The organism is Mesorhizobium sp. M7A.F.Ca.US.006.01.1.1 (assembly GCF_003997935.1).
Classification (GTDB): domain Bacteria; phylum Pseudomonadota; class Alphaproteobacteria; order Rhizobiales; family Rhizobiaceae; genus Mesorhizobium.
Map to the genome: position 1 here is coordinate 75,135 of NZ_RZQL01000003.1, position 21,202 is coordinate 96,336.

15 protein-coding genes and 1 tRNA gene are annotated in these 21,202 nt (G+C 58.2%); 6 read left to right on the top strand and 10 right to left on the bottom strand.

The annotated features are described in order from the left end of the window. Nucleotides 1-47 precede the first annotated feature (47 nt). On the bottom strand, nucleotides 48-2,333 hold the full coding sequence (locus EN943_RS01350; protein ID WP_127411205.1) for a primase-helicase family protein: 2,286 nt from the start codon (nucleotides 2,331-2,333) through the stop codon (nucleotides 48-50). Then, nucleotides 2,330-2,815 carry a helix-turn-helix domain-containing protein gene (locus EN943_RS01355; protein WP_206522726.1) on the bottom strand — a complete coding sequence of 162 codons (486 nt, stop codon included), beginning with the start codon at nucleotides 2,813-2,815 and terminating at the stop codon, nucleotides 2,330-2,332. Before EN943_RS01355 ends, EN943_RS01350 begins: the two co-directional genes overlap by 4 nt. A 693-nt stretch (nucleotides 2,816-3,508) precedes the next feature. Between EN943_RS01355 and EN943_RS01360 the strand changes: the two genes are divergently transcribed. The 5 genes from EN943_RS01360 (at nucleotide 3,509) to EN943_RS01380 (ending at nucleotide 12,180) form a co-directional block, all read left to right on the top strand. Then, the gene (locus tag EN943_RS01360; RefSeq protein ID WP_127411207.1) at nucleotides 3,509-5,074 is read left to right on the top strand and encodes a class I SAM-dependent DNA methyltransferase; all 1,566 of its coding nucleotides are present in this window, start codon (nucleotides 3,509-3,511) and stop codon (nucleotides 5,072-5,074) included. A gap of 94 nt (nucleotides 5,075-5,168) precedes the next feature. Beyond that, the gene (locus EN943_RS01365; protein WP_164778032.1) at nucleotides 5,169-6,407 is read left to right on the top strand and encodes a restriction endonuclease subunit S; all 1,239 of its coding nucleotides are present in this window, start codon (nucleotides 5,169-5,171) and stop codon (nucleotides 6,405-6,407) included. Next, complete coding sequence (locus EN943_RS01370; protein WP_127411209.1) at nucleotides 6,404-6,802, top strand: hypothetical protein; 399 nt, start codon at nucleotides 6,404-6,406, stop codon at nucleotides 6,800-6,802. The genes EN943_RS01365 and EN943_RS01370 overlap by 4 nt, the downstream gene beginning before the upstream one ends. 36 nt (nucleotides 6,803-6,838) lie before the next feature. Beyond that, nucleotides 6,839-8,971 (top strand): DUF262 domain-containing protein, encoded by a 2,133-nt coding sequence (locus tag EN943_RS01375; protein WP_127411210.1) that lies wholly within the window; start codon nucleotides 6,839-6,841, stop codon nucleotides 8,969-8,971. After that, the gene (locus EN943_RS01380) at nucleotides 8,971-12,180 is read left to right on the top strand and encodes a type I restriction endonuclease subunit R (RefSeq protein ID WP_127411211.1); all 3,210 of its coding nucleotides are present in this window, start codon (nucleotides 8,971-8,973) and stop codon (nucleotides 12,178-12,180) included. Before EN943_RS01375 ends, EN943_RS01380 begins: the two co-directional genes overlap by 1 nt. A 401-nt stretch (nucleotides 12,181-12,581) precedes the next feature. On the opposite strand, the gene EN943_RS01385 is transcribed toward EN943_RS01380, so the two are convergent. After that, nucleotides 12,582-13,097 carry a hypothetical protein gene (locus tag EN943_RS01385; RefSeq protein WP_127411212.1) on the bottom strand — a complete coding sequence of 172 codons (516 nt, stop codon included), beginning with the start codon at nucleotides 13,095-13,097 and terminating at the stop codon, nucleotides 12,582-12,584. Between the two features lie 191 nt (nucleotides 13,098-13,288). Continuing rightward, complete coding sequence (locus tag EN943_RS01390) at nucleotides 13,289-13,513, bottom strand: hypothetical protein (RefSeq protein ID WP_127411213.1); 225 nt, start codon at nucleotides 13,511-13,513, stop codon at nucleotides 13,289-13,291. Between the two features lie 151 nt (nucleotides 13,514-13,664). Between EN943_RS01390 and EN943_RS01395 the strand changes: the two genes are divergently transcribed. Next, complete coding sequence (locus tag EN943_RS01395) at nucleotides 13,665-13,886, top strand: DUF6471 domain-containing protein (protein ID WP_127411214.1); 222 nt, start codon at nucleotides 13,665-13,667, stop codon at nucleotides 13,884-13,886. Between the two features lie 766 nt (nucleotides 13,887-14,652). Here the strand turns inward: EN943_RS01395 and EN943_RS01400 are convergent. The 6 genes from EN943_RS01400 to EN943_RS01425 all read right to left on the bottom strand — a co-directional run bounded on the left by EN943_RS01400 (nucleotide 14,653) and on the right by EN943_RS01425 (nucleotide 21,113). Beyond that, entirely contained in the window at nucleotides 14,653-16,158 is a 1,506-nt protein-coding gene (locus EN943_RS01400) for a tyrosine-type recombinase/integrase (protein WP_164778033.1), read from the bottom strand. Between the two features lie 246 nt (nucleotides 16,159-16,404). Next, a tRNA-Leu gene (locus tag EN943_RS01405) sits at nucleotides 16,405-16,489 on the bottom strand. 73 nt (nucleotides 16,490-16,562) lie between these two features. Beyond that, nucleotides 16,563-17,183 (bottom strand): 2,3-bisphosphoglycerate-dependent phosphoglycerate mutase, encoded by a 621-nt coding sequence (locus tag EN943_RS01410; protein ID WP_127411216.1) that lies wholly within the window; start codon nucleotides 17,181-17,183, stop codon nucleotides 16,563-16,565. A 92-nt stretch (nucleotides 17,184-17,275) separates the two neighbouring features. Next, on the bottom strand, nucleotides 17,276-18,097 hold the full coding sequence (gene dapB / locus EN943_RS01415; protein ID WP_127411217.1) for a 4-hydroxy-tetrahydrodipicolinate reductase: 822 nt from the start codon (nucleotides 18,095-18,097) through the stop codon (nucleotides 17,276-17,278). Next, a complete protein-coding gene (locus EN943_RS01420) occupies nucleotides 18,094-19,950 on the bottom strand; it encodes an ABC transporter ATP-binding protein (protein WP_127411218.1) in 1,857 nt (618 codons plus the stop codon). Before EN943_RS01420 ends, dapB begins: the two co-directional genes overlap by 4 nt. Nucleotides 19,951-20,087: 137 nt before the next feature. Next, nucleotides 20,088-21,113: a glucokinase gene (locus tag EN943_RS01425; protein ID WP_127411219.1), complete on the bottom strand. Its 1,026-nt coding sequence runs from the start codon at nucleotides 21,111-21,113 to the stop codon at nucleotides 20,088-20,090. Between the last annotated feature and the right edge of the window lie 89 nt (nucleotides 21,114-21,202).

The window sequence follows — 21,202 nt, forward strand, 5'->3', positions numbered from 1 at the left end:
TGAAGATGCCATTGATTTTGTTTAGCATTTGCGGTTCCGGCATCCTGCTAACTATGGAACCGTTCGGCAACCGGAGAACCCTGAAGTGTGGATATGACTGCCAGCGTCGTTCCCGTTGATGTTCGCCGCCCCTCATAGTGGGTCTTTCGGGCTGAGTGATCCGATGTCAACCAATCTTCGACCTTTGAAACTGCCCACAAATCAACAGTGCGCCCCCCGGACAGCTTCGTCTTGTCCAGTTTTCGGTAGCCAAGCTCATTCATTGCGGCGCGAACCTGCTTGAGGCTAAATTGGTTCTGACCAAGGGGCGTGTTGAGCCATCGCATTACATCGTTCAATGTGACCAATTCTCCATCCCCAAAACGCACGAGGTCCTCAATCTCCATGGCGGCGGAGGTTCGGCTTGACAAAATTATCTCCCGTTTCGCCTCTGTCATTGGCGGTCGGCTGTTCGGAGACCAAGCCGAGATATCCATCTCTTGTAACCAGGCCTTGAAACAGTCAGCTTGCCTCAACCCAAAGCTCCAGAGGAACTCATAATAGGGTTGCGGCTGCTGAGGAGCATCGATGCGGAATACCGCGTTTCGGCGATCATCCTTTTCCAGCGAAGCTGGCACGGCGTGGTTGGTAAAAATGAAAATACCACGGGGCGTGCGGACCGAGTGCGAGCGGACGAATTTGTCGGAAGCAAGCACTTTCTCCGCAGTGATCCAAGGCTTGATGCTGTTCGACACTTCCCATCTATGAGCGGTTGCCATTTCCTCAATAACCAGGACCTGGCGATTGCCTAGGGCTTGTTTGTAGTCCGACGCGTGTAACCCGCAATCGTCGACGAAAACATTTGAGTCGCCAAACAGCTCTCTTAGCAGCTTGGCGACGAAGGACTTCCCAACGCCCTGACCTCCTATAAGCATGATGGCACTTTCGATCTTGACTGAGGGCTTCTGCAGCAGATGGGCAAGGTATTTGTAAAACCATTCACGTTCGTCATTGTTAGGTAGCAAATAGGCGAAATGCCTTTGAATGACGGAGCAATCGCCGTTCGCAGCGCTGACTCCGCCGCTGACCCAACTGTTGAGGACGAGCGTGCCGATCTGATCGACGATGAGCCTTCGATCGCCAGGAATGTAGTCGACCAATTTCACTTTTGGCGATCGTCGATCTCTGATGAAATCCAAGTGCGGCTTTGCAACACGGTGGGCAAATTGGTTGTCGAAAGACTGTCGGGCCAACGGGGGTTCGTCCCGTGTAACGCACCTATAGGAGTCCGTGTCGCCGGCAAGCACATATGATTTTTGCAGCTCCAACAGTTGCTCGTCTCCGCGTGCGAGTGCATAGGGCGATGCGATGTCCGATGCCTTGAAAGGACACCGTTTGCAGGCAGTGCAGCCTAGGTCATTTTCAATGCTCGCGCATGTTCGGGGTTTGGCTTCCGCCGCCTGTCGCAGTTTTCTTGCGGTCTCTGACTCGTCGTACCGTGATGTATCAAGCGCGGACAGTTCGTGGAAACGGGCCTCTCCATCCTGACAGCGTACTGCGATAGTGGCAGCAGCATACCACTCTGGCTCCGTTACTTTATTTGGTTCCGCAGTCAGCCGTTGAAGAAATCCGCAGTGTCGTTCCGCCAGCTCAAAGCTGCCATCAGCCTCGGACTTCTTCGTGGTGGATTGAGCCGTTTGTCGCGACTTTAATGGGATAGCCCCAAGGCCAATCAAGGCTTCGAGTTGCTCGATCCGATAGCGGTCGCCACCCGCCTCGGCAATTGCAACGATGACGCTCGTTCCATATTTGTGATTGATGGCGCCAACGGGTCGGGTCACGCGAGCGAGGTCGGACACATTGTCGAGCTTGCGGCCCGAGGCTGCGAACGTGTTTTGTAGCAACGAATGCATACCCTTGAGGACCGCCGAGACGCGTGTTCGATCTTGCTCCGTCTCAATCCTGAACGGCTCGTCAAAGAGGTAGTGCAAATAGAGCCCACCTCCTGATTGGACAACCCGCGTCGGTTTTGGCAACGGAGATCGGGCAAGCAATTCCAGCGCCTCTCCCTCGCTCTCGGGATAGTTCTTGGCCGCGTGTTTTCCAGTGTTCAGATCTACGTCGAACAGGACGCCAGGTACAACGCTGGCGCTGTCGGCGCGACGGTCGGGTTGATCGAACAAGCACCAGCTCACATATACGCTTTCAAGTCCGTCGAGCTTCTTAGCGAATGAGCTTAGCTGATCAGCTTCTTGCGGCCAAGCAAACGAGCGGCTGTTGCCCTTGACCGAAAACACATTTGCGAAGCCGCTATGGCCCAGCCAATTTTCATGGAAATATTGGAGGTCGATCACTTCTCGTCTCCATCGTTGTTGGCCAATCGAGTCGACAACTGGGTAATGTCGCCAAAAGCGATTTCGGGGACTTCCCAATCCTCACAACTTAATTCAAGAGGTTCGTCCCCAGCGTCCCAAACTATCTGGGTGCGGAACGGTCGTACATGCCAGGCGCCGTCACGGGTCTGAAAAACCGCAAAGATGCTGCCATGGATAGTCGCCTGAAATGAGGGTTTAATCAGGCGGACCGCCACAGTGCCGCTGCGAGTTTCATGTGTCACATAAGTGTTATTGCCGGCCTGATCCGGCGTCCAGCGGTTTACCAATTCTTCTGACCACCGCAACTGTCGACCGATTTTGTTAGGCTGCGGAAAAGCTCCTCTGGCACACATTCTACGAAGTGTTCGCTCTTTAATGCCCAACCGCTCACAAACATATCTAACATCTGCAAATTTATTGCAACTCATCGACAATATCCTTATATTAATCTTGCGTTCCATAGTAGATGGAAGTCGCAAGCGGTCAGGACAAGCCATGACTGCCCAGCCGACGGTTCATTTTGAACCGTCGTTTTGACGCGAGAGAGTAATGATCGGTCGTACTGTCCTGAGGGATGACTTTTTAACTCAGATTAGTGGGGGCCATGTACCGCCGTGGAGATCCGTACCCACAAGCACAATTGCCGGGATGTTGGGCGTCAGCTTGCAGGTAATGGCGAACTGGAGGGTTCGTAACTCCGGACCGCCAACCACCGTGCGACGCAAGGGAGCAGGGCACAAGACGTTCTACCGACTCGATGAGGCGGCCGTATGGGCATCGGACGGCATACTGGTGCCGTGGGAAATCAGCAGAGATTGGTTGAAAGTCCGGGGTCTGGCTGTGCACGGTGAAAGTAGTGAGGCTAGCACCGCCTGGTTGATAGCTTCCGCTGACAGTTTGCTCTGAGCGCAGGCCGCGACCCAACGTCCAGCAAAGGCCTCAGGAGAACCGACCGGCACCTTTGCATCGCAATGCCTTGGGGGTCGAGGTGAAATGATGCCTTTTCGAGTCACGAGCTAGAGTGCATATCGCGCCGTGGTCGCGGTATGCGCCGTCGAGACTCGCAATGGGGCCTGTCACACGAAGCGCTTAAGACTGGCCGTTTACACCATACATATTGACAACTAGTTTGACGCACTGATTTGGGGGGAAACGTGGCAGCGGACGCGGGCAATAATTCTGATCTAAATTTCACAGCTGAACTATTTCGTGCAGCTGACAAGTTGCGTGGCAACTTGGAGCCATCCGAGTACAAACACGTCGCGCTCGGCCTAATCTTCCTCAAGTACATTTCGGACGCCTTCGAGGGTCAGCACACGAAGCTCAAGGCAGACGAGTATGCCGACGCGGAAGACCCCGAGGAGTACCTTGCTGAGAACGTGTTCTGGGTTCCGAAGGAGGCACGTTGGTCGCATCTGCAGGCCAATGCCAAGCGCCCCGAAATCGGCAAACTGGTCGATGAGGCCATGGAGGCAATCGAGAATGCTCCGTCGAACGCCAGCCTGAAAGGTGTCTTGCCGAAGAACTACGCCCGCCCGACGCTGAACAAGACGATGCTCGGCGAGCTGATCGACCTTTTCTCCAACATCGGTATGCACGACAGCGCCGACACGGCGAAAGACCTGCTGGGTCGCGTATATGAGTATTTCCTGTCCGGCTTCGCCGGCTCAGAGGGCAAGCGAGGCGGCGAGTTCTTCACGCCCCGTTCAGTCGTCCGCACCCTAGTCGAAATGCTCGAACCCTATACGGGCCGCGTCTACGACCCGTGCTGCGGCTCGGGTGGCATGTTTGTACAGTCGGAGAAGTTTATCGAGGAGCACGGCGGGCGACGTGACGCTATCGCGATCTATGGCCAGGAAATCAACCACACCACATGGCGGTTGGCGAAGATGAACCTCGCCGTCCAGGGCATCGACGCGGACATCCGCTGGAACAACGAAGGCAGTTTCCACCGAGACGAGTTCGCGGACCTAAAGGCCGACTTCGTCCTCGCCAACCCGCCTTTCAACATCTCGGATTGGGGCGGGGAGCGTCTGATAGATGATGTCCGTTGGAAACATGGCACACCCCCGAAGGGCAACGCCAATTTCGGCTGGCTCCAGCACATCCTCCATCACCTTGCGCCACGCGGGACGGCGGGTGTGGTGCTCGCCAATGGTTCAATGTCTTCACAGCAGTCGGGCGAAGGCGGCATCCGCAAGGCGATGGTCGAGGCAGATGTGATAGACTGCATGGTGGCGCTACCCGGGCAGTTGTTCTTCTCAACCCAAATCCCCGCCTGCCTCTGGATATTGGCGCGGAACAAGAGCGCCAACGGACATCGCGACCGGCGCGGGGAAATCCTGTTCATTGATGGCCGCAAGCTCGGCTTTATGGTGGATCGTGTGCGGAAGGAGTTCAGCTCTGAGGACATCGGCAAGATCGCTGGAGTCTATCATTGCTGGCGGGCGAAGCCAGGAACTCGGGAAGCCAATGGCTGGGCCGAATATGCCGACGATGCCGGTTTCTGCAAATCCGCTACACTGGCCGAGGTCCGCGAGCAAGGGCATGTGCTGACGCCGGGACGCTATGTTGGCGCAGCGGATATTGGGGATGACGGCGTCTCTTTTGCAGAGAAGTTCGAGGGGTTGCGAGAGCAGTTGCAGTTCCAATTCGCCGAAGGGCAGTCCCTAGAGGAGCAAATTCAAAGCGTGCTGGGTTTGGTGCGTGATGATGCGTAAGTGGCCACGGGTAGCGGTAAAGGACGTGTGCTCACTTATCGTCGATTGTGTGAATAGAACCGCACCTATCGTCGAACATGACACGCCGTACCGGATGATCCGAACCACCAACGTGAAGGAAGGCCGCATAGACCTTTCTTCATGTCGCCGCGTTGACGAGAGAACATATGAACGCTGGACACGTAGAGCGAAACTTCTTGACGGAGACGTGATCCTAACGCGGGAAGCCCCGATTGGTGAGGTCGGATATGTATCCGGTCTCGGGCCAGTTTTCTTGGGCCAGCGTCTGATGCAGTACCGTCCCGACCCCAAGAAGGTCGTTCCGCGGTATCTATACTACGCATTTCGCTCGACGGACCTACAACATCAGTTCGGAAGTCATGAAGGCTCCGGTTCCGTGGTCAGTCACATTCGAGTGGCTGATTGCCACGAGTTCAAGGTCTCATTGCCACCGATCCGTCAGCAGGAGTTGGTTGTCGACCTACTCGGCAGTATCGATGACAAGATCGAGTTGAACCGGCGCATGAACGACACGCTGGAGGCGATGGCGCAGGCGATCTTCCGCGACTGGTTTGTCGACTTCGGCCCGACCCGCCGTAAGATCGAGGGTGCTTCCGATCCGGCCGAGATCATGGGGCGCCTTGTAACCGATCCCAAGCGACTGCGGCAGCGGGCCGATCTCTTCCCGGCGGCACTAGGCGATGACGGGTTGCCTGCAACTTGGAATAGAAGAAGCCTGCTTACTGAAGCCCAACTGGTTTCGGGTGGTACTCCGAAAACTACTGAGAGCGGGTACTGGGGCGGGGCAATCAAGTGGGCTAGTGCAAAGGATGTGAGCCAATGCGCCTCTAGTTTTCTTCTCGATACTGAGCGTACCATCACGGATTTGGGGCTTAGAAAAAGCGCCGCCAAGATCGTTCCTCGGTTCGCCACGGTGCTAGTTGCGCGTGGTGCGACCACTGGGCGCTACTGCATGTTTGGCGATAGTTTTGCGATGAACCAAACCTGCTATGGACTTGTCAGTCGACGATCGGCTCCGTTTTTTCTCAATCAGGCTTTTGGCGCACTGGTCGAAAGCCTAGTTCAGGCGGCGCATGGTTCTGTATTCGACACCGTCACGACCAAAACGCTGGAAATGGCCACGGTGGTCGATCCGGGAGAGGCTCCAAGGGTGGCGTACGAAGCGCTTGCAGGTCCTCTGATTATGAAAGTGCTTGAGAACCTGCGGGAAAGCAAAACGCTCGTGGCTACACGAGACCTCCTTCTTCCTAAACTCATGTCCGGCGAGATCACCATTCGAGACGCTGAGCAGCGACTGGAGGCTGCACAGTGACCGTGCAGGGCGAGCAGATAAAGAAGCACGCTGTCGAGCGGCTAGACCACGAAGCTGCCATTCATGTCTCCGGACACCAGAGTGTGCATGCACGACGGTATGTTATGCCGAAGATGGGCACTCCCGGGGTCGAGATAGTGATCGTCGTAAAAGGCAATGACTTACAGCTCTGGTGCGAGGCCGACGCTCTGGATCGAACCGGCGCATTGGGACTTGGTGGTGAGTTTCGGCACGGCAGTGAAACCTATGCCGTGCCCAGCCCTACCGGAGCCATGCGCTATGGCCGCCATACCGGGTTGAAGACTATGGCCCATCTCCATCGCGGCGACGCGTGGCGCTTTGTTCCCAGGGCCCTAAGCGAACTTGACCGCATTCTCGATGCCATCAAAGCCTAGTCGGGCTTTCCAATTACTCCTTGAGACATCCCCGCCATGTTGATCCGCAGCATTCTCGAAAAGATCGACGAAAAGCAGCTCTTTATCCCGGCTTTCCAGCGTGAATACGTTTGGAAGAAGAGGGATGCCAAGCTCCTTATAGACTCCATGATCAAGGGCTATCCTACCGGAACGATCCTGACGTGGGACACAAATCACCCGCCGGAACTTAAGGGCGATCACGTCTATGACCCCAAGCAGGGGACAATTAAGATCCTTCTTGATGGCCAGCAACGCGTTACCACGCTCTACATGCTAATCCGGGGCGAGCTTCCGCCTTACTACACGCTCGACGATATTACGGACGATACGCGCGGCCTCCACATCAACGTAGAGACCCTTGAAATCGAGTATCATCAAAGGCGGATGGATGCGGATCCGCGATGGCTGAATGTGACCGACATCTTCAAGAAAAATACTCGCGCGAAGGACGTCGTGCGCGCACTCGAGAAAGGGGGCCGCGATCTCTCTAAGGAGGAAGATGACCGGATCGATGATAACTTCGCCGCCGTGCAGGGTATCCTCGAACGTAACTTTCCCGAGCAGAACATTCCCGCGAAAGCCTCGCTGCGTGAGGCGATCGACATCTTCTACATCGTCAATGCTGGCGGCGTGTCTCTGACCGATGCAGAACTGGCATTAGCGCAAATCTCTGGTTACTGGCCGCAGGCACGTGAGGCTTTCAAGGAGAAGCTGGAGGCGCTGAAAAAGAACGGCTTCGTGTTCAAGCTGGATTTCGTCGTCTACGCCCTGCTCGGCATTTTGCACCAGGGCGGCTCAGAGATGAGGAGGCTACACTCGAAAGACAACAACGACACGATCCGCGCGGCTTGGAAAGCACTTGATGGCAAGGTGCTGGACTATGTGGCGAACCTGCTGCGCGACCACGCCTTCGTCGATCATACGGACGAAATCAACTCGATCTATGCGGTGATCCCGATAGTGGTCTATTGCCATCGGATGAACTGCAAACTCACTAACACCGATATCCAGAAGGTTGTGAAGTGGTTCTTCTATTCGCAGGTTCGTCGTCGGTACGTGAGCCAGCTCCCGCAAAAGCTCGACCATGATCTGAAGATCGTCGCTACCTCCGACGTGCCGTTTGAACGACTGCTTGAAGTGATCCGCGAGGAACGGGGCGGGGCGATTTCAATTGCTGCCGATGAGTTCGTGGGGAGCGCCATTCAGCATCCGCTGTTCGGACTCGTGCGCTGGCACCTAAAGAGCAAAGGGGCGAAATGCCTCACCACTGGTGTTTCCATACATCGTCCTATGGGTGAGAAGTACAAGCTGGAGTACGACCACATCTTCGCCTTCGCCAACCTCAAGGCCGAGGGTTATGGCACGGAGAACCGACTAAAATACCAGTTGGCGCAGGAGCTGACGAACAGGGCCTTGCTTACTCAGATCGCCAATCGGGCGAAAGGCAAGACGGAGACCGAAGGGTACCTAACCTCAGTGATGAAGAGCCAGCCAAAGGCACTTTCTCTGCAATTGATCCCCGAGGACCAAGAACTCTGGCAAATCGAGAACTACGAACTCTTCCTCAAGACGCGTCGCAAGATGTTGGCTGACAGCCTCAATGCGTGGCTTGAGGGCTTGGCCGAGACAAATGCCGTTTCCGAAAGCACTAGCTTGGAGGATTTGATCGCCGAAGGTGAGAACGAAGACGTCGAGTTCAAGGAAACGCTTCGCTGGGACATCCGCCAAGGGAATGTGAACAAGGATCTTGAAGGCGTCATCATGAAGACCATCGCCGCTTTCGCCAATTTGCAAGGTGGGACGTTGGTGATTGGCGTGGCTGACGATGGCACTATTTCCGGCCTCGACAACGACTACAAGAGCCTGAATGGCGGCGACCGCGACAAGTTCGAACTTCACTTAAAATCTCTCGTCATCAATGCCTTTGGGGAGGCTTTTGCTGCGACCAGACTCAAGGCTTCCTTTCCGGAAATCGATGAGAAGGAAATCTGTCGGCTCGATGTCGCGCCGGCCAACAAGCCAATTTACCTAAAGGTCATTGACAAGGGCGGAGTGCCGACGGAGCGTTTCTATGTCAGAAACGGCAATTCCTCTCGGGAGATGACCGGTGAGCAAGCGCTTCTTTATATCAAGGAGCGTTTTGTCTGATGCCTCAGGGCGACGGGATCGACATCGTCTACCAGCAGGTCGAGACCGAGTCCTCCCGATCTGGCTTTCGCGAGGAGGTCGTCGAGGATGCGGCCATTAGCATTTTCGAAGGCCTTGGCTACACCTACGCCCCTTCGAGCCAGGTTGCGCCAGACGGTACCGCGCCGGCGCGTGACGCCTATTCCGATACTATCCTGACTTCCCATCTCAAGGCAGCGGTGGACCGTCTGAACCCGAGCATCCCAGCCGAGGCCCGCGCATCCGCGATAAAGCAGTTGTTCGTCACAGAGACCCCATCGCTGGTCGAGGAGAACCGGCGTATCCACCGGCTTCTTACCGAAGGTGTCGATGTCGAGTTTTTAGCGGCCTATGGGGAGATAAAAGGCGACAAGGTCTGGCTGATCGACTTCGATAGCGCCGACAACAACGACTGGCTGGTGACTAACCAATTCACCGTGGTTGAAGGCCGCCACAAGCGCCGCCCCGACATCGTGATGTTTGTCAACGGCCTGCCCCTCGCCATCATCGAATTAAAGAACGCTGGTGACGAAACCGCCGACATTGCCGCTGCCTTCAATCAGCTCCAGACTTACAAGGCGCAGGTGCCGTCGCTGTTTCGGACGAACGCGGTCTTGATCGCTTCGGATGGTGTCCTGGCTAGGATAGGGTCGCTTACCGCTGACGAAGAACGGTTCATGCCGTGGCGGACGGTGACGGGAGCTGATGGCGATTTCACGCCCCACGGCCCCCGCGAGATGGCGACGCTGTTGCGCGGCGTGTTCGACCGCAAACGGTTCCTCGCCTTGCTGCATGACTTCATTGTGTTCGGCGACAAAGGCGAAGGTCCGTTCAAGATCATCGCCGGATACCATCAGTTCCATGGCGCAACAAAGGCGCTCACCAGCGCAATCGAGGCGGCGAAGCCTGACGGTGACCGCAAGATCGGCATCATCTGGCATACGCAGGGTTCGGGCAAAAGCCTGTTAATGGCGTTCTTCGGCGGGCTGATCGTGAGGTCGAAGACACTGGAGAACCCGACGCTGGTTGTGTTGACCGACCGCAACGACCTTGACGACCAGCTGTTCGGGACGTTCAGCCTGTGCCGCGATCTAATCCGCCAGACGCCCGAGCAGGCAGACAGCCGCGACGAGCTTCGTCGGCTGCTCAACCGCGCCTCCGGCGGGGTGATCTTCACAACGGTTCAGAAGTTCTCGCCCGAGGCCGGGGAGGAGAGCTTTCCTGTGCTGACCGCCCGTCGCAATGTCATCGTCATAGCTGACGAGGCACACCGAAGCCAGTATGGCTTTGATGCAAAGCTGGACAAGACCTCGGGCAAACGCCGCTATGGCTACGCGCACTACATCCGCCAGGGACTGCCCAACGCCTCCTTCATCGGCTTCACGGGAACTCCCATCGAAGCCGACGACGTGAACACGCCAGCGATTTTCGGAGAGTACATCGACATCTACGACATCAGCCGTGCTGTGGAAGATGGTGCGACCGTTCCGATCTTCTACGAGAGCCGATTGGCTCGTATTGAGTTGAACGAAGACGAGAAGCCCCGGATCGACGCCGAGATCGAGGCGATCCTAGAAGACGATACGCTCACCGAACAGGAGAAGCAGAAGGCGAAGTGGGCGACGGTCGAGCGGCTGGTGGGATCGGACACACGTCTTTCGGAGATCGCCGCCGATCTTGTCGAACACCTTGAGGCTCGTATCTCGGGCATGAATGGCAAGGCAATGGCAGTCTGCATGAGCCGCCGTATCTGCGTGGACCTCTACAACCACATCGTGGCGCTACGGCCAGCGTGGCACTCAGACGATGACAGCAAGGGCGCGGTCAAGATTGTGATGACGGGGTCAGCATCCGATCCGTTGGACTGGCAACCCCATATCGGCAGCAAGAAGCGGCGGGACGCCCTTGCCAAGCGGGCGCGTGACGCCGACGACGAACTCAAGCTCGTGGTCGTGCGGGATATGTGGCTGACCGGCTTCGACGCGCCCTGCATGCACACGATGTACATCGACAAACCGATGCGCGGGCACGGATTGATGCAGGCAATCGCTCGCGTGAACCGGGTGTTCAAGGATAAGCCAGGGGGCTTGATCGTTGACTACATCGGGATCGCACAAAACCTCAAAAACGCATTGGGCGAATACACAACTTCCGATCAGGAAAAGACAGGCATTGATGAGGAGGCGGCTGTTGCCGTCCTTATGGAGAAGTATGAGGTCGTGCGAGGGATGTTCCACGGACATGACTACCGTCTCGGTGTCCTCGGCCAGCCTATGCAACGCCTGGTGGCGCTGGCTGACGCCATCGATTGGATCCTCGCGTGGCAAGAGCGCGAGGCTGCGAAGGTTTCGGGCGCCGACGACAAGAAAAAGGCGCACCGACGCTATCAGGATGTGGTTCTGGAGCTGAGCAAAGCGTACGCGCTGGCGTCCGCTAGTGACGAGGCCCGAGCGATACGGGACGAGGTCGGCTTCTTTCAGGCAGTTCGTGCCGCGCTCGCCAAGACGACGGCGAGGGGCAAGATGTCGGATCGGGCCAAGACCTTTGCGGTTGAACAGCTACTCAATCAGGCCGTCGCAAGCGCAGAAATTGTGGACATCCTGAAGGCGGCGGGTATCCAGACTCCAGACTTGTCGATCCTATCCGAGGAATTCCTTGCCGAAATCCAACAGATGGAGAGGAAGAACCTCGCTCTGGAGGCTTTAAAGAAGCTGCTGAATGGCGAGATAAGCAGCCGGTCGAGATCTAACGTCGTTGAGACCAAGTCGTTCTCGCGACGTCTTGAGGAAGCCGTGGCTCGGTATCATGCCAACGCGATATCGACCGTTGAGATGATCCAAGAACTGATCGCACTGGCAAGGGACATCAAGGCGTCAGCGGTTAGAGGTGAGGAGCATGGGCTGTCTCCTGAGGAGTTGGCCTTCTATGACGCCCTTGCCGAGAACGAGAGTGCCGTCGAGGCCATGGGTAGTGAGAAGCTAAGGGTGATCGCTCACGAACTTGTCGAGCAGATGCGAGGCTCTGCGACGGTCGACTGGCACCACAAGGCAACCGCCCGCGCCCGAATGCGCATTCTCGTCAAGCGCATCCTCAAGAAGTACGGCTACCCTCCGGATCTGGAGCAGGAAGCCGTACAGACCGTCTTGGCACAGGCGGAGGTAATGTTGAGGGAGGTTTCGGCAGCACATTGACGCAACAGAGACTGCTCATGGCTGACGGTAGCACCTGCGGAAGATCGCGAGGGCACTATCATAGTGGGTCAAAATTCAAATTTTTTTTCGCTGGAGATTTAGGCCCACTCCAGCGCTGCCCCTCACCCGGCCAGAAAAAGCCTGTGCTCCTTCCGCGCGGGATAATCCATTTGACCGCAAAACGTGCGCAATTCAAAATTTAGACTGCCGCTGGTTGTTTGCCAAAAGCGATCTGAGCACTTTTGGCAAATGTTCACTGCCTTGCCATGTAGGTAACAACATGGGTAGGTATACCGACCGGCCAGAAGTTTCTCGGCTGGAATTCAATCAACTAGAACCGCATCAGCCGCGAGCCACTGCCGCGGCTTAGCCGCTTACGGCTCATAGAGCCTTGGTTCTAGTCAGTCCCACGGCTCGGCGCGAAGTTCCTGAAGACGGGCTGGTGAAACACTTGGAACAAAATCAACTGACGTCCGGCGCTCTCCTGCGTAAGTAACGGCCATCCTAACCGCACCGACAAGATCCACGCCTCTCGCGAGCCTTTCAATCAGTTCGTCTAACCGCGCAGCGAACCCGAGGAGCAGGGCGGTGGCCGCTGGGCATTGATGGGTGGAGACGTTGGTGACGAGGCTATCGAAGTCTTTGATCCATATTATCTCGCCTTCGCTGCGATGAGCGCCGTGAGCGCCGGTCGTAGCCCTGTTAAAATAGTCCCAAGTGAAATCGTTCCGAAAGAGAATTCTGCGAGGCCCGCCCATACAGCGGATTTCAACATTCCCACCCTGATTGCGAAAAGCATCGATGAAGACCCGAGGCTTTCGTTTTCCATCCAAAAAAACGTCGCTCCAGCTGGTTGGATCGAGGAGTAGATCCACATGGGCTTGGTGAACGCCGTAGTCGAAATCATCCTCAAGCATCCATCGTGGTATGCGCCTCTGGAGGATCGGTGAGTTTTGGAACTGCTTCCTAGCCCGGGCGAGATAGTCAGCACTCGATATTGGGGGTTCAGATATCGGTGACATGGTGTGCATGCTTCCGTGTGAATGAGTTAGGGGCCTGTGTACGCAGCCGCATATTAACAGCGCATCGGGTTTCAAGCGGGCTGGCGCTATCTCCTAGGGAGAGCATTCCGTTCGAAGCGCCTGACGATGTGATGGTACGAGTCCGGAGCTGTGTAGCCGGCATCCGTCACCAATTTGGCAGCGCGTTTCATCGCGTCAACCGTAGGTTCGATTGCTTGGAAGGCGTCGTCCTCATAGTGAAGATCTAGCTCCGAGGCGAGTTCGCGCAAAAGTTCGTTCAGCGCGTTCGCTGTCGTGGGGTCGACGTTCATTTTGGAATTCCTTTGAGGGGCAACCGGCTTTGCCAAAGCTGCCAATAAGTGATTTGTGGGTATCTGTTGATTGTATTAGTACCGTTTACGATACATAAGGCGCACATATCGTGCATTCAATGAGTCTATGAGCTTATATTTTGGGGTTGCCATGGCGACGACCGACTGGGAAAAGCTGATCAGCAATCTGTTGAAGGCAGAGCTAAAGATGAAAGGCGTGACCTACGCCGAGCTTGCGGACAAATTGGCCGCGATTGGGGTCGAGGAGAAGGAGGCCAATATCCGCAACAAATTGGCGAGGGGACGTTTTAGCGCAGTCTTTCTCGCGCAATGCCTGAAGGCCGTTGGCTCAGAACGCTTGCGGCTCGACTAGTGGCAGATGTTCCGGCTCCGTGTCAGGCTCCGCGAGGAGCCTGCTTCTATTCTAGCTGTGGAAACTTGCAGAAGGCGGTTCGGGTGAAAAATGTGGCATCCCGCGTTACCTATCGGAGAGCATTGAGCGGGATAGTGCGGCTCTGGCATAGGATCCAGGCACCACCGCTTACCGGACAGGGCACAGCCGCTGTTTTTTCCCACAATGGCGTCAGTCGCTAGCACCTTCGAGATAGGGATGACTTTCGTCCTCGACCATCTAGGAGGTAGTAACCGGCGCATCGGTGCCTCTGGCCCATTATAGAGGACGGTTACGTTGCCAGCGGCGAAATCGATCCGAACGAAAATCAAATGATCTGCAATACCCTCTCCCGGCGTGAACGCTGGACCGGCGTTCGGACGAACCGTTGCCTTAATCTGCATCGATCGACCGTCTGCCGCGTGCCCGTCAACACCAGGTGTCCGCTTTCGGCACAGCGTTATTCCGAATGCTTCGGCCACTACCGCTTCGCCAACGTCGCCCACCAGCTTACCATCAAGGGTGAAGTCAGACCGGTATGGGCGAATTGCCGGCAGATCGCAGCATGTGCCGCGTAGAGGGCCTTCACCTACTCGGGCAGGATGATCATTCCTCTCGATGGTGGCGGCTTGGGGCGATGCGTCCGGGGCATGGATACTGCGAGGCTGGGGGGCCAGCAAAGGGTCTCCAAGGGTAACCGCAAGAACCCCGCGCCCCACCAGTCACCCATCCCCTCCGCGGTCCAGCACTAGCCGGAAGTGATGACGTTTCGAGTAGGTTTCGGGAGCGGAATTTTCTCAACGGCCTTCGCGACAGTCTCGATGCTAAAGTGGCGGTATCCGCCGGCTGCAGATTTGGTGGCATGGCCTTGGATATGATCTGCCAAGCTATCCTGAACGTCGGCATCAACAGCCTGAGATTTCCACCAATGGCGAAGGGCGTGGTTTGGTGCCTTGCGAGGATCGACAAAGCCTTCCTCGCGTATCCAAGATGCGAGGTGGTTTGTAACGCCCTTTGAGGCATGCGTCTTTGTCGGCTCGCCGGAAGACCGCCGATAAAAGAGGGGGCCATTACCTTGCTGCTTGACGAACTGCAGGAAGCCGGCTGCTACTACGGCGGAATGAATTGGAACGGTGCGTTCCGAACCCTCGTTCTTTAATGAACCTCCGTCGGGAGCAGGCATTATTCGCATCACGTCGATACCGTCTTCGCGGACTATCGAACTCCCCCAAAGTTGAGCGATTTCGCCGATCCTGGCGCCGCTGGTGGCGGCAAGCCAAATCAGCCAGCGTCTCCGAGGTGTTCCTTTGTGTTCGGCTATCGATAAGAGACGGCCAACTTCTTCCGTCGAATAAGGCAACATTCTCGTGCCAGCCTTGTTCGCCGTCGCGGCGCGAATGCCGATTGCTGGGTTTTCGGAGAGCAGCTTATTTGCGATGGCGAAGACATACAGGACGTTGAGAGCTGCCAAGTACGATCCGTTGATGGTCTTGGCCGACAGGCCAGTCGCAACCAACCCATCTTTCCATGACACCACGTCGGTCTCGCTTATGCGGCGAGCATCTTCATGGCCAACGTGATTTTGCAAGGATTTGATCGCGGTGCGCCAGGTCGTCTGTGTGCTGGCCGCCGGAGAGCGCTCACTAGCCCATTTGTCGAACAAGGCTTGGAAAAATACTACCCCGGTTTGAACGAAGGCCGGGAAACGGTCCGCCTTCGGATCGGGTGAGTAGTCGCCATCGGCATTTCGCTTGAGCGCGTAAGCAGCGTCGGTTACGGCCTGATCCACGGCAACCAGCAGCTTGTGTCGGCTTGCTGTGTCGACCAAAATGGTATGAAGACCCAACACCCACGATACCAGACCACCAAAGCGCCTTTCAAGCGCGATTGAATTCGCCGACGGGGGCAGCGAGTCGACGCCTTCTGTGAGGTCCTGCCCAAAAAAGGACATGGCCGCGTCGTTCTCTTGCGGAAATGAAAAGCCAATCGAGGGGAGGTTCTCCAATCGTCCTTCACGCGCTGCTCGATTGAGAGCTTTGAACGACGCCCAATCTTTGGGTGTTCCCGGGTTTTCCTGAAAGCTCTCGACAAACAGCCGATAGATTTCTCCTGACAAAGCTATGATCTGCCGTTGGGATAGAGTTGTTGGACCGACCCGCAGGGCTTCGTATGCTCGTTCGAGCTGGGTTACCGCTATGCTGGTACGGACCTTCGCGAGGAGCTTGTCGTTTGTGCCTAGCGAAAAGCTGACCACGTCGCCTAGCTTGGGTTGAATGAACAGAGGAGGGCCCAACTTGCTCCTCGGAAAATGCAGTATGACACGCTCGTTTCGCGCGACCTTCAAAATATCAGCCGGGACTCGCCTAATGAACTGATGCGACGTCGAGTTGGGTCGCCTAGTCGGGGAGGTCATTCGTAAGGCCATGTGCAGCACCTTTGTGTAGCAGTCGATGACCCGGAAACCTTAGGTTTCCGGGAAATCAAGAGCTTACAAAGGGATTGGTGCCCAGAAGAGGACTCGAACCTCCACTCCTTGCGGAACACGGACCTGAACCGTGCGCGTCTACCAATTCCGCCATCTGGGCTGGTGCGGGCTCATGTAAGCGGGCAAGCGATGTGTGTCAACGCGCTTTTTTCGCGGTTGCTCCGTTCGCCGGCTCAGTCGTCCAGCACTTCCTTGGAAGCGACGGTGGAATCGGCGTTGAGCTGGTAGATAACCGGCACGCCGGTGCCGAGTTCCAGCTTGACGATCTCCTCGCCCGACTTGCCGTCGAGCGCCATGATCAGCGCGCGCAGCGAGTTGCCGTGCGCGGCGACCAGCACGGTACCGCCGCGCAATACATGCGGCTGCAGATCGTGCAGATAGTAGGGCCAGACGCGGGCGCCGGTGTCCTTCAGGCTTTCGCCGGCGGGCGGCGGCACGTCGTAGGAGCGGCGCCAGACATGCACTTGGTCCTCGCCCCATTTCTTGCGGGCGTCGTCCTTGTTGAGGCCGGAGAGGTCGCCATAGTCGCGCTCGTTGAGCGCCTGGTGGCGGATGGTCTTCAGGTCGCTCTGGCCGACCGCGTCGAGAATGTGCTGGCAGGTCTTTTGCGCCCGGATCAGCGCCGAGGTGAAGGCGATGTCGAATTTCAGGCCGCGCGCCTTGAGCTTTTGCCCGGCGGCCTTGGCCTCGGCGTGGCCCTGCTCTGTCAGGTCGACATCACGCCAGCCGGTGAACAGGTTCTTCAAATTCCATTCGCTCTGGCCGTGGCGCACGAGCACGAGGGTTCTCGACATGTTTGCTCCTTCAAGAGCAATTCCAGGAAAAGTGTGACGCGGTTTTCCGCCCGGAATTGCGTTAGACAAAGAGGTTTATGGATCAGGCCGGCTCAACTGAGGCCGAGCACGTCCCGCATCGAATACAGTCCCGGCTTCTTGCCGCGCGCCCAAAGCGCGGCCTTGACGGCGCCGCGGGCGAAGATGGCGCGGTCCTCTGCATGGTGGGCAAGCGTGATGCGCTCGCCGGTGCCGGCCAGCATCACGCTGTGATCGCCGACGACAGAGCCGCCGCGCAGCGTGGCAAAGCCGATCGAGCCCGTCTTGCGCACCCCGGTGTGGCCGTCGCGGACGCGTATGTCATTGCCTGAAAGCTCGATACCACGCCCGGCGGCGGCGGCTTCACCCAGCAGCAGCGCCGTGCCTGAAGGCGCGTCGACCTTGTGCTTGTGGTGCATTTCGAGGATCTCGATGTCGAAATCGTCGGCGTCGAGCGCGCGCGCCGCCTGTTCGACCAGCACCGCCAGAAGATTGACGCCGAGGCTCATATTGCCCGACTTGACGATGGTCGCATGGCGCGCCGCCGCCGCGATCCTGGCATTGTCATCGGCCGAACAGCCGGTCGTGCCTATGACATGGACGATGCGCGCCTGTGCCGCGTAGCCGGCGAATTCGACCGTCGAAGCAGGCGTGGTGAAGTCGAGCACGCCATCGGCTTTGGCAAACACCGGCAGCGGATCGTCGCTGATCGGCACGTTGATGATGCCGATGCCGGCCAGCTCGCCGGCATCCTTGCCCAGATGCGGCGAATCCGCCCGCTCGACCGCGCCGATAACTCGAGCGCCGGGGATGGAGTGGATGGCACGGATCAGCGTCTGGCCCATGCGGCCGGCCGCGCCGACCACCACCAGGCCCATATCGCCTGCTTCGCTCATGTGCTCCTCACAGCAGTCTTCTTCGCACGCGTGGCCCGGACCGGAGTCCGGATCGGCTTGCTGTCATCGACAAGCCCCAGCCCCTTCTTGCCCTGTATGCGGTGGAAGCGGGAATAGATGCTGTCCGGGTCGGCCATCAGCGTCGCATGGGTGCCTTCCTCGACCAACCGTCCCTCTTCCAGCACGATGATGTGGTCGGCATTGACGACCGTCGACAGCCGATGCGCTATGACGATGGTCGTGCGACCTTGCATGACATGGGTCAGCGCTTCCTGGACGCGCGCCTCCGCCTCGTTGTCGAGCGCCGATGTCGCCTCGTCGAGCAGCAGGATCGGTGCCTGGCGCACGATGGCGCGGGCGATCGAAACGCGCTGGCGCTGGCCGCCGGAAAGGGTAGAGCCGCCTTCGCCAACCGGCGTGTCGTAACCTTGCGGCTGCTGGCGGATGAACTCGTCGGCTGCCGCCTGTTTCGCCGCCTGCTCGATCTCGGCGTCCGTAGCCGACAGGCGGCCGTAGCGGATGTTGTCGCGGATCGTGCCCTCGAACAGATAAGGCGCCTGCGCCACATAGGCGATCGACTGCCGCAGCGAATGCTTGGTTACCTTCGAGATGTCCTGGCCATCGACCTCGATGCTACCCCGGTCGACGTCGTAGAAGCGCTGCAAGAGCGCTACCAGCGTCGATTTGCCGGCGCCCGACGCACCGACGATCGCCGTCACCTTGCCGGCGGCGGCGGTAAAGCTCAGGTCCCTCAGCACCGGCATGTCGGCGCTGTAGCCGAACGTCACATTGTCGAAACGCACCTCGCCGGTGGTGATCCTGGCCTCGACGGCATCGGGCGCGTCGCCCTGTTTCGGCTCCAGGTCGAGCAACTCGTAGATCATGCGCGCGTTGACCAGGGCACGTTCCATGCCCACCTGTGTGCGCGCCAGGCGTCTTGCCGGATCGTAAGCCATGATCAGCGCGGTGATGAAGGAGAAAACCGCGCCCGGCGGCTGCCCAAGATACAGCGCCCGGTAGCCGGAATAGGCAAGCACGGAGGTGATGGCGAGACCGCCCAGAATCTCGGAAATCGGCGACAGCCGCTCCGAGACGCGGGCGATCTTGTTGTTACGCTGCTCGGCGGTGTCCGCCATGATGCCGATGCGGCGCGCCAGCTCGGCCTCCAAGGTGAAGGCCTTGACGATGGCGATGCCTTGCGTGGCCTCCTGCACGGACCCGTTCAGCCGCGAATTGATCAGGACGGATTCCCGGTTGATACGCCGCAGTCGGCGGGTGATGTAGACGACGGCCCAGATCAGTGGAGGGCCGATCAGCAGCGAGCTGAGCGACAACACCGGATCCTGGTAGATCATCACGCCGACGAGAGCGACCAGCGTGACCGCGTCGCGGCTGATGGAGGTCAGTGTCAGCGACAGCAGATCGCGAACGCCGCCGACATTCTCGCTGACCTGTGCCGCCAGCCGACCGGAACGCGTATCGTTGAAGAAGTTGACGCCGAGCTTCATCAGATGGTCGAAGCTGCGCTTCTGGTAGCGAGCGACCAGATTGTTGCCGATACTGGCCAACGCGACTGCCTGGCCGTAACCGGCGAAGCCGCGCAGCAGGGAGGCTCCCATGAAACCGGCGCAGATCAACCAGAGCATATCGCCGCGTCGTTCGTAGAAGATCTGGTTGATCATCGGGGCCATGATCCACGCCGTGAAGGCAGTGGTGCCGGAAACGATCAGCAGGCAGGTGACGGCGACGACATAGGTCCAGCGATACTCGTTGCCGTTTTCAGCGAGGATGCGGCGGAGCACCGCCGTGACCTCGCCGGGCTGGACTTTTTGTTTGGGAGCTTGAATCGTCAAATCGGGAGCGCTTTGTGGTTTTCCGCCTCGTGGGACCGGGGCTGCAAATTCGGCACCCCTCTTAACGCCCTGCGGCCTGATTGCCTATGCCCGCACCTGATTAACTTCGTCGCGGGGCGCGAGCGCTTCGCTGGCTTTCAGGCCTGCCACCGCCGGCCCTCGGTCTGGACACCGAACAGCGAGGGGTTCCTGGCATAGGCGGCAAGGCCCAGAAGGGCGGCCAGCGGGTGGGTGATGACGTACACGGGCAGGGTGCGCATCATCGCGCTGTGCGGCGCCTTGTCCTCGAAAGCGGCGCGGAAATTGCCGGCCTTCAGCGCTGGCACGATCTTCTGCGCGATGCCACCGGTGAGGAACACGCCGCCGCGGCTCATGAACACCAGAGCAAGGTCGCCTGCGGTGCGGCCAAGGCAGGTGACGAAGATCTCCAGCGCTTCCTCGGCAACCGGATCGGTTTTCGCAAGTGCCGCGGCAGTGATCTCGGCCGGCGTGGTGAAGGGCGATGGCTTGCCGTCTGCCTTGGCAACCGCCCGATAGACATTGACCAGACCGCGTCCGCACAGGATCTGCTCGCCCGAAATGCGGCCCTCCAGCTTCTCGATATGCGGAAAAACCTCGAAATCGCGGGCCGAGCGCGGACCGATATCCATATGGCCGCCCTCGCCGGGCACCGGTATCCAGTGGTGCAGCGCATGGACCAGCCCGGCGACGCCGAGCCCGGTTCCGGGGCCGAGCACGACGCGCCCGGCATTGGGCTCCGGCGTGCCGCCGCCGATCTTTTCCATGTGCTCCTCGCCGAGCGCGACGACGGCCAGCGCCTGCGCCTCGAAATCGTTGAGCACGACGATGTCGCTCAGGCCGAGGCTGGCGAACATTTTTCTCGGCTTGACGATCCAGGGGCAGTTGGTCAGCTCGATCTCGTCGCCGTCGACCGGACCGGCCACCGCCAGCACCGCTGAATTGGGACGCACCGACGAGCGGTCGAGCACGGCCGCCTGGATCGCCTCGTCGATGGTGTTGTAGTTCGCCGTCTGGACGATGGTCGGCTCGCCGGCCTCGGAATTGGCGTCGAGCACGATCGAAAAGCGCGCATTGGTGCCGCCGATGTCACCGATAAGGATCGGAAACCGCAACAAAGTATCGTCGTCGCCTGTGCCTGGCATGCTCTCGTCCGTCTCCGGCGCCCCCGACGGCATCTAGCCGTTCTTCCGTTGACTAGCGCATGGGTTTGAAAAGGGAAACGGTTTTCGAC

Bases quoted from the DNA above. Each gene is read 5' to 3' on its own strand.
- EN943_RS01375 (WP_127411210.1), top strand. From the start codon at position 6,839: ATGTTGATCCGCAGCATTCTCGAAAAGATCGACGAAAAGCAGCTCTTT.
- EN943_RS01390 (WP_127411213.1), bottom strand. From the start codon at position 13,513: ATGAACGTCGACCCCACGACAGCGAACGCGCTGAACGAACTTTTGCGC.
- dapB (WP_127411217.1), bottom strand. From the start codon at position 18,097: ATGAGCGAAGCAGGCGATATGGGCCTGGTGGTGGTCGGCGCGGCCGGC.
- EN943_RS01385 (WP_127411212.1), bottom strand. From the start codon at position 13,097: ATGCTTGAGGATGATTTCGACTACGGCGTTCACCAAGCCCATGTGGAT.
- EN943_RS01395 (WP_127411214.1), top strand. From the start codon at position 13,665: ATGGCGACGACCGACTGGGAAAAGCTGATCAGCAATCTGTTGAAGGCA.
- EN943_RS01365 (WP_164778032.1), top strand. From the start codon at position 5,169: ATGATCCGAACCACCAACGTGAAGGAAGGCCGCATAGACCTTTCTTCA.
- EN943_RS01410 (WP_127411216.1), bottom strand. From the start codon at position 17,183: ATGTCGAGAACCCTCGTGCTCGTGCGCCACGGCCAGAGCGAATGGAAT.
- EN943_RS01425 (WP_127411219.1), bottom strand. From the start codon at position 21,113: ATGCCAGGCACAGGCGACGACGATACTTTGTTGCGGTTTCCGATCCTT.
- EN943_RS01380 (WP_127411211.1), top strand. From the start codon at position 8,971: ATGCCTCAGGGCGACGGGATCGACATCGTCTACCAGCAGGTCGAGACC.
- EN943_RS01355 (WP_206522726.1), bottom strand. From the start codon at position 2,815: ATGGAACGCAAGATTAATATAAGGATATTGTCGATGAGTTGCAATAAA.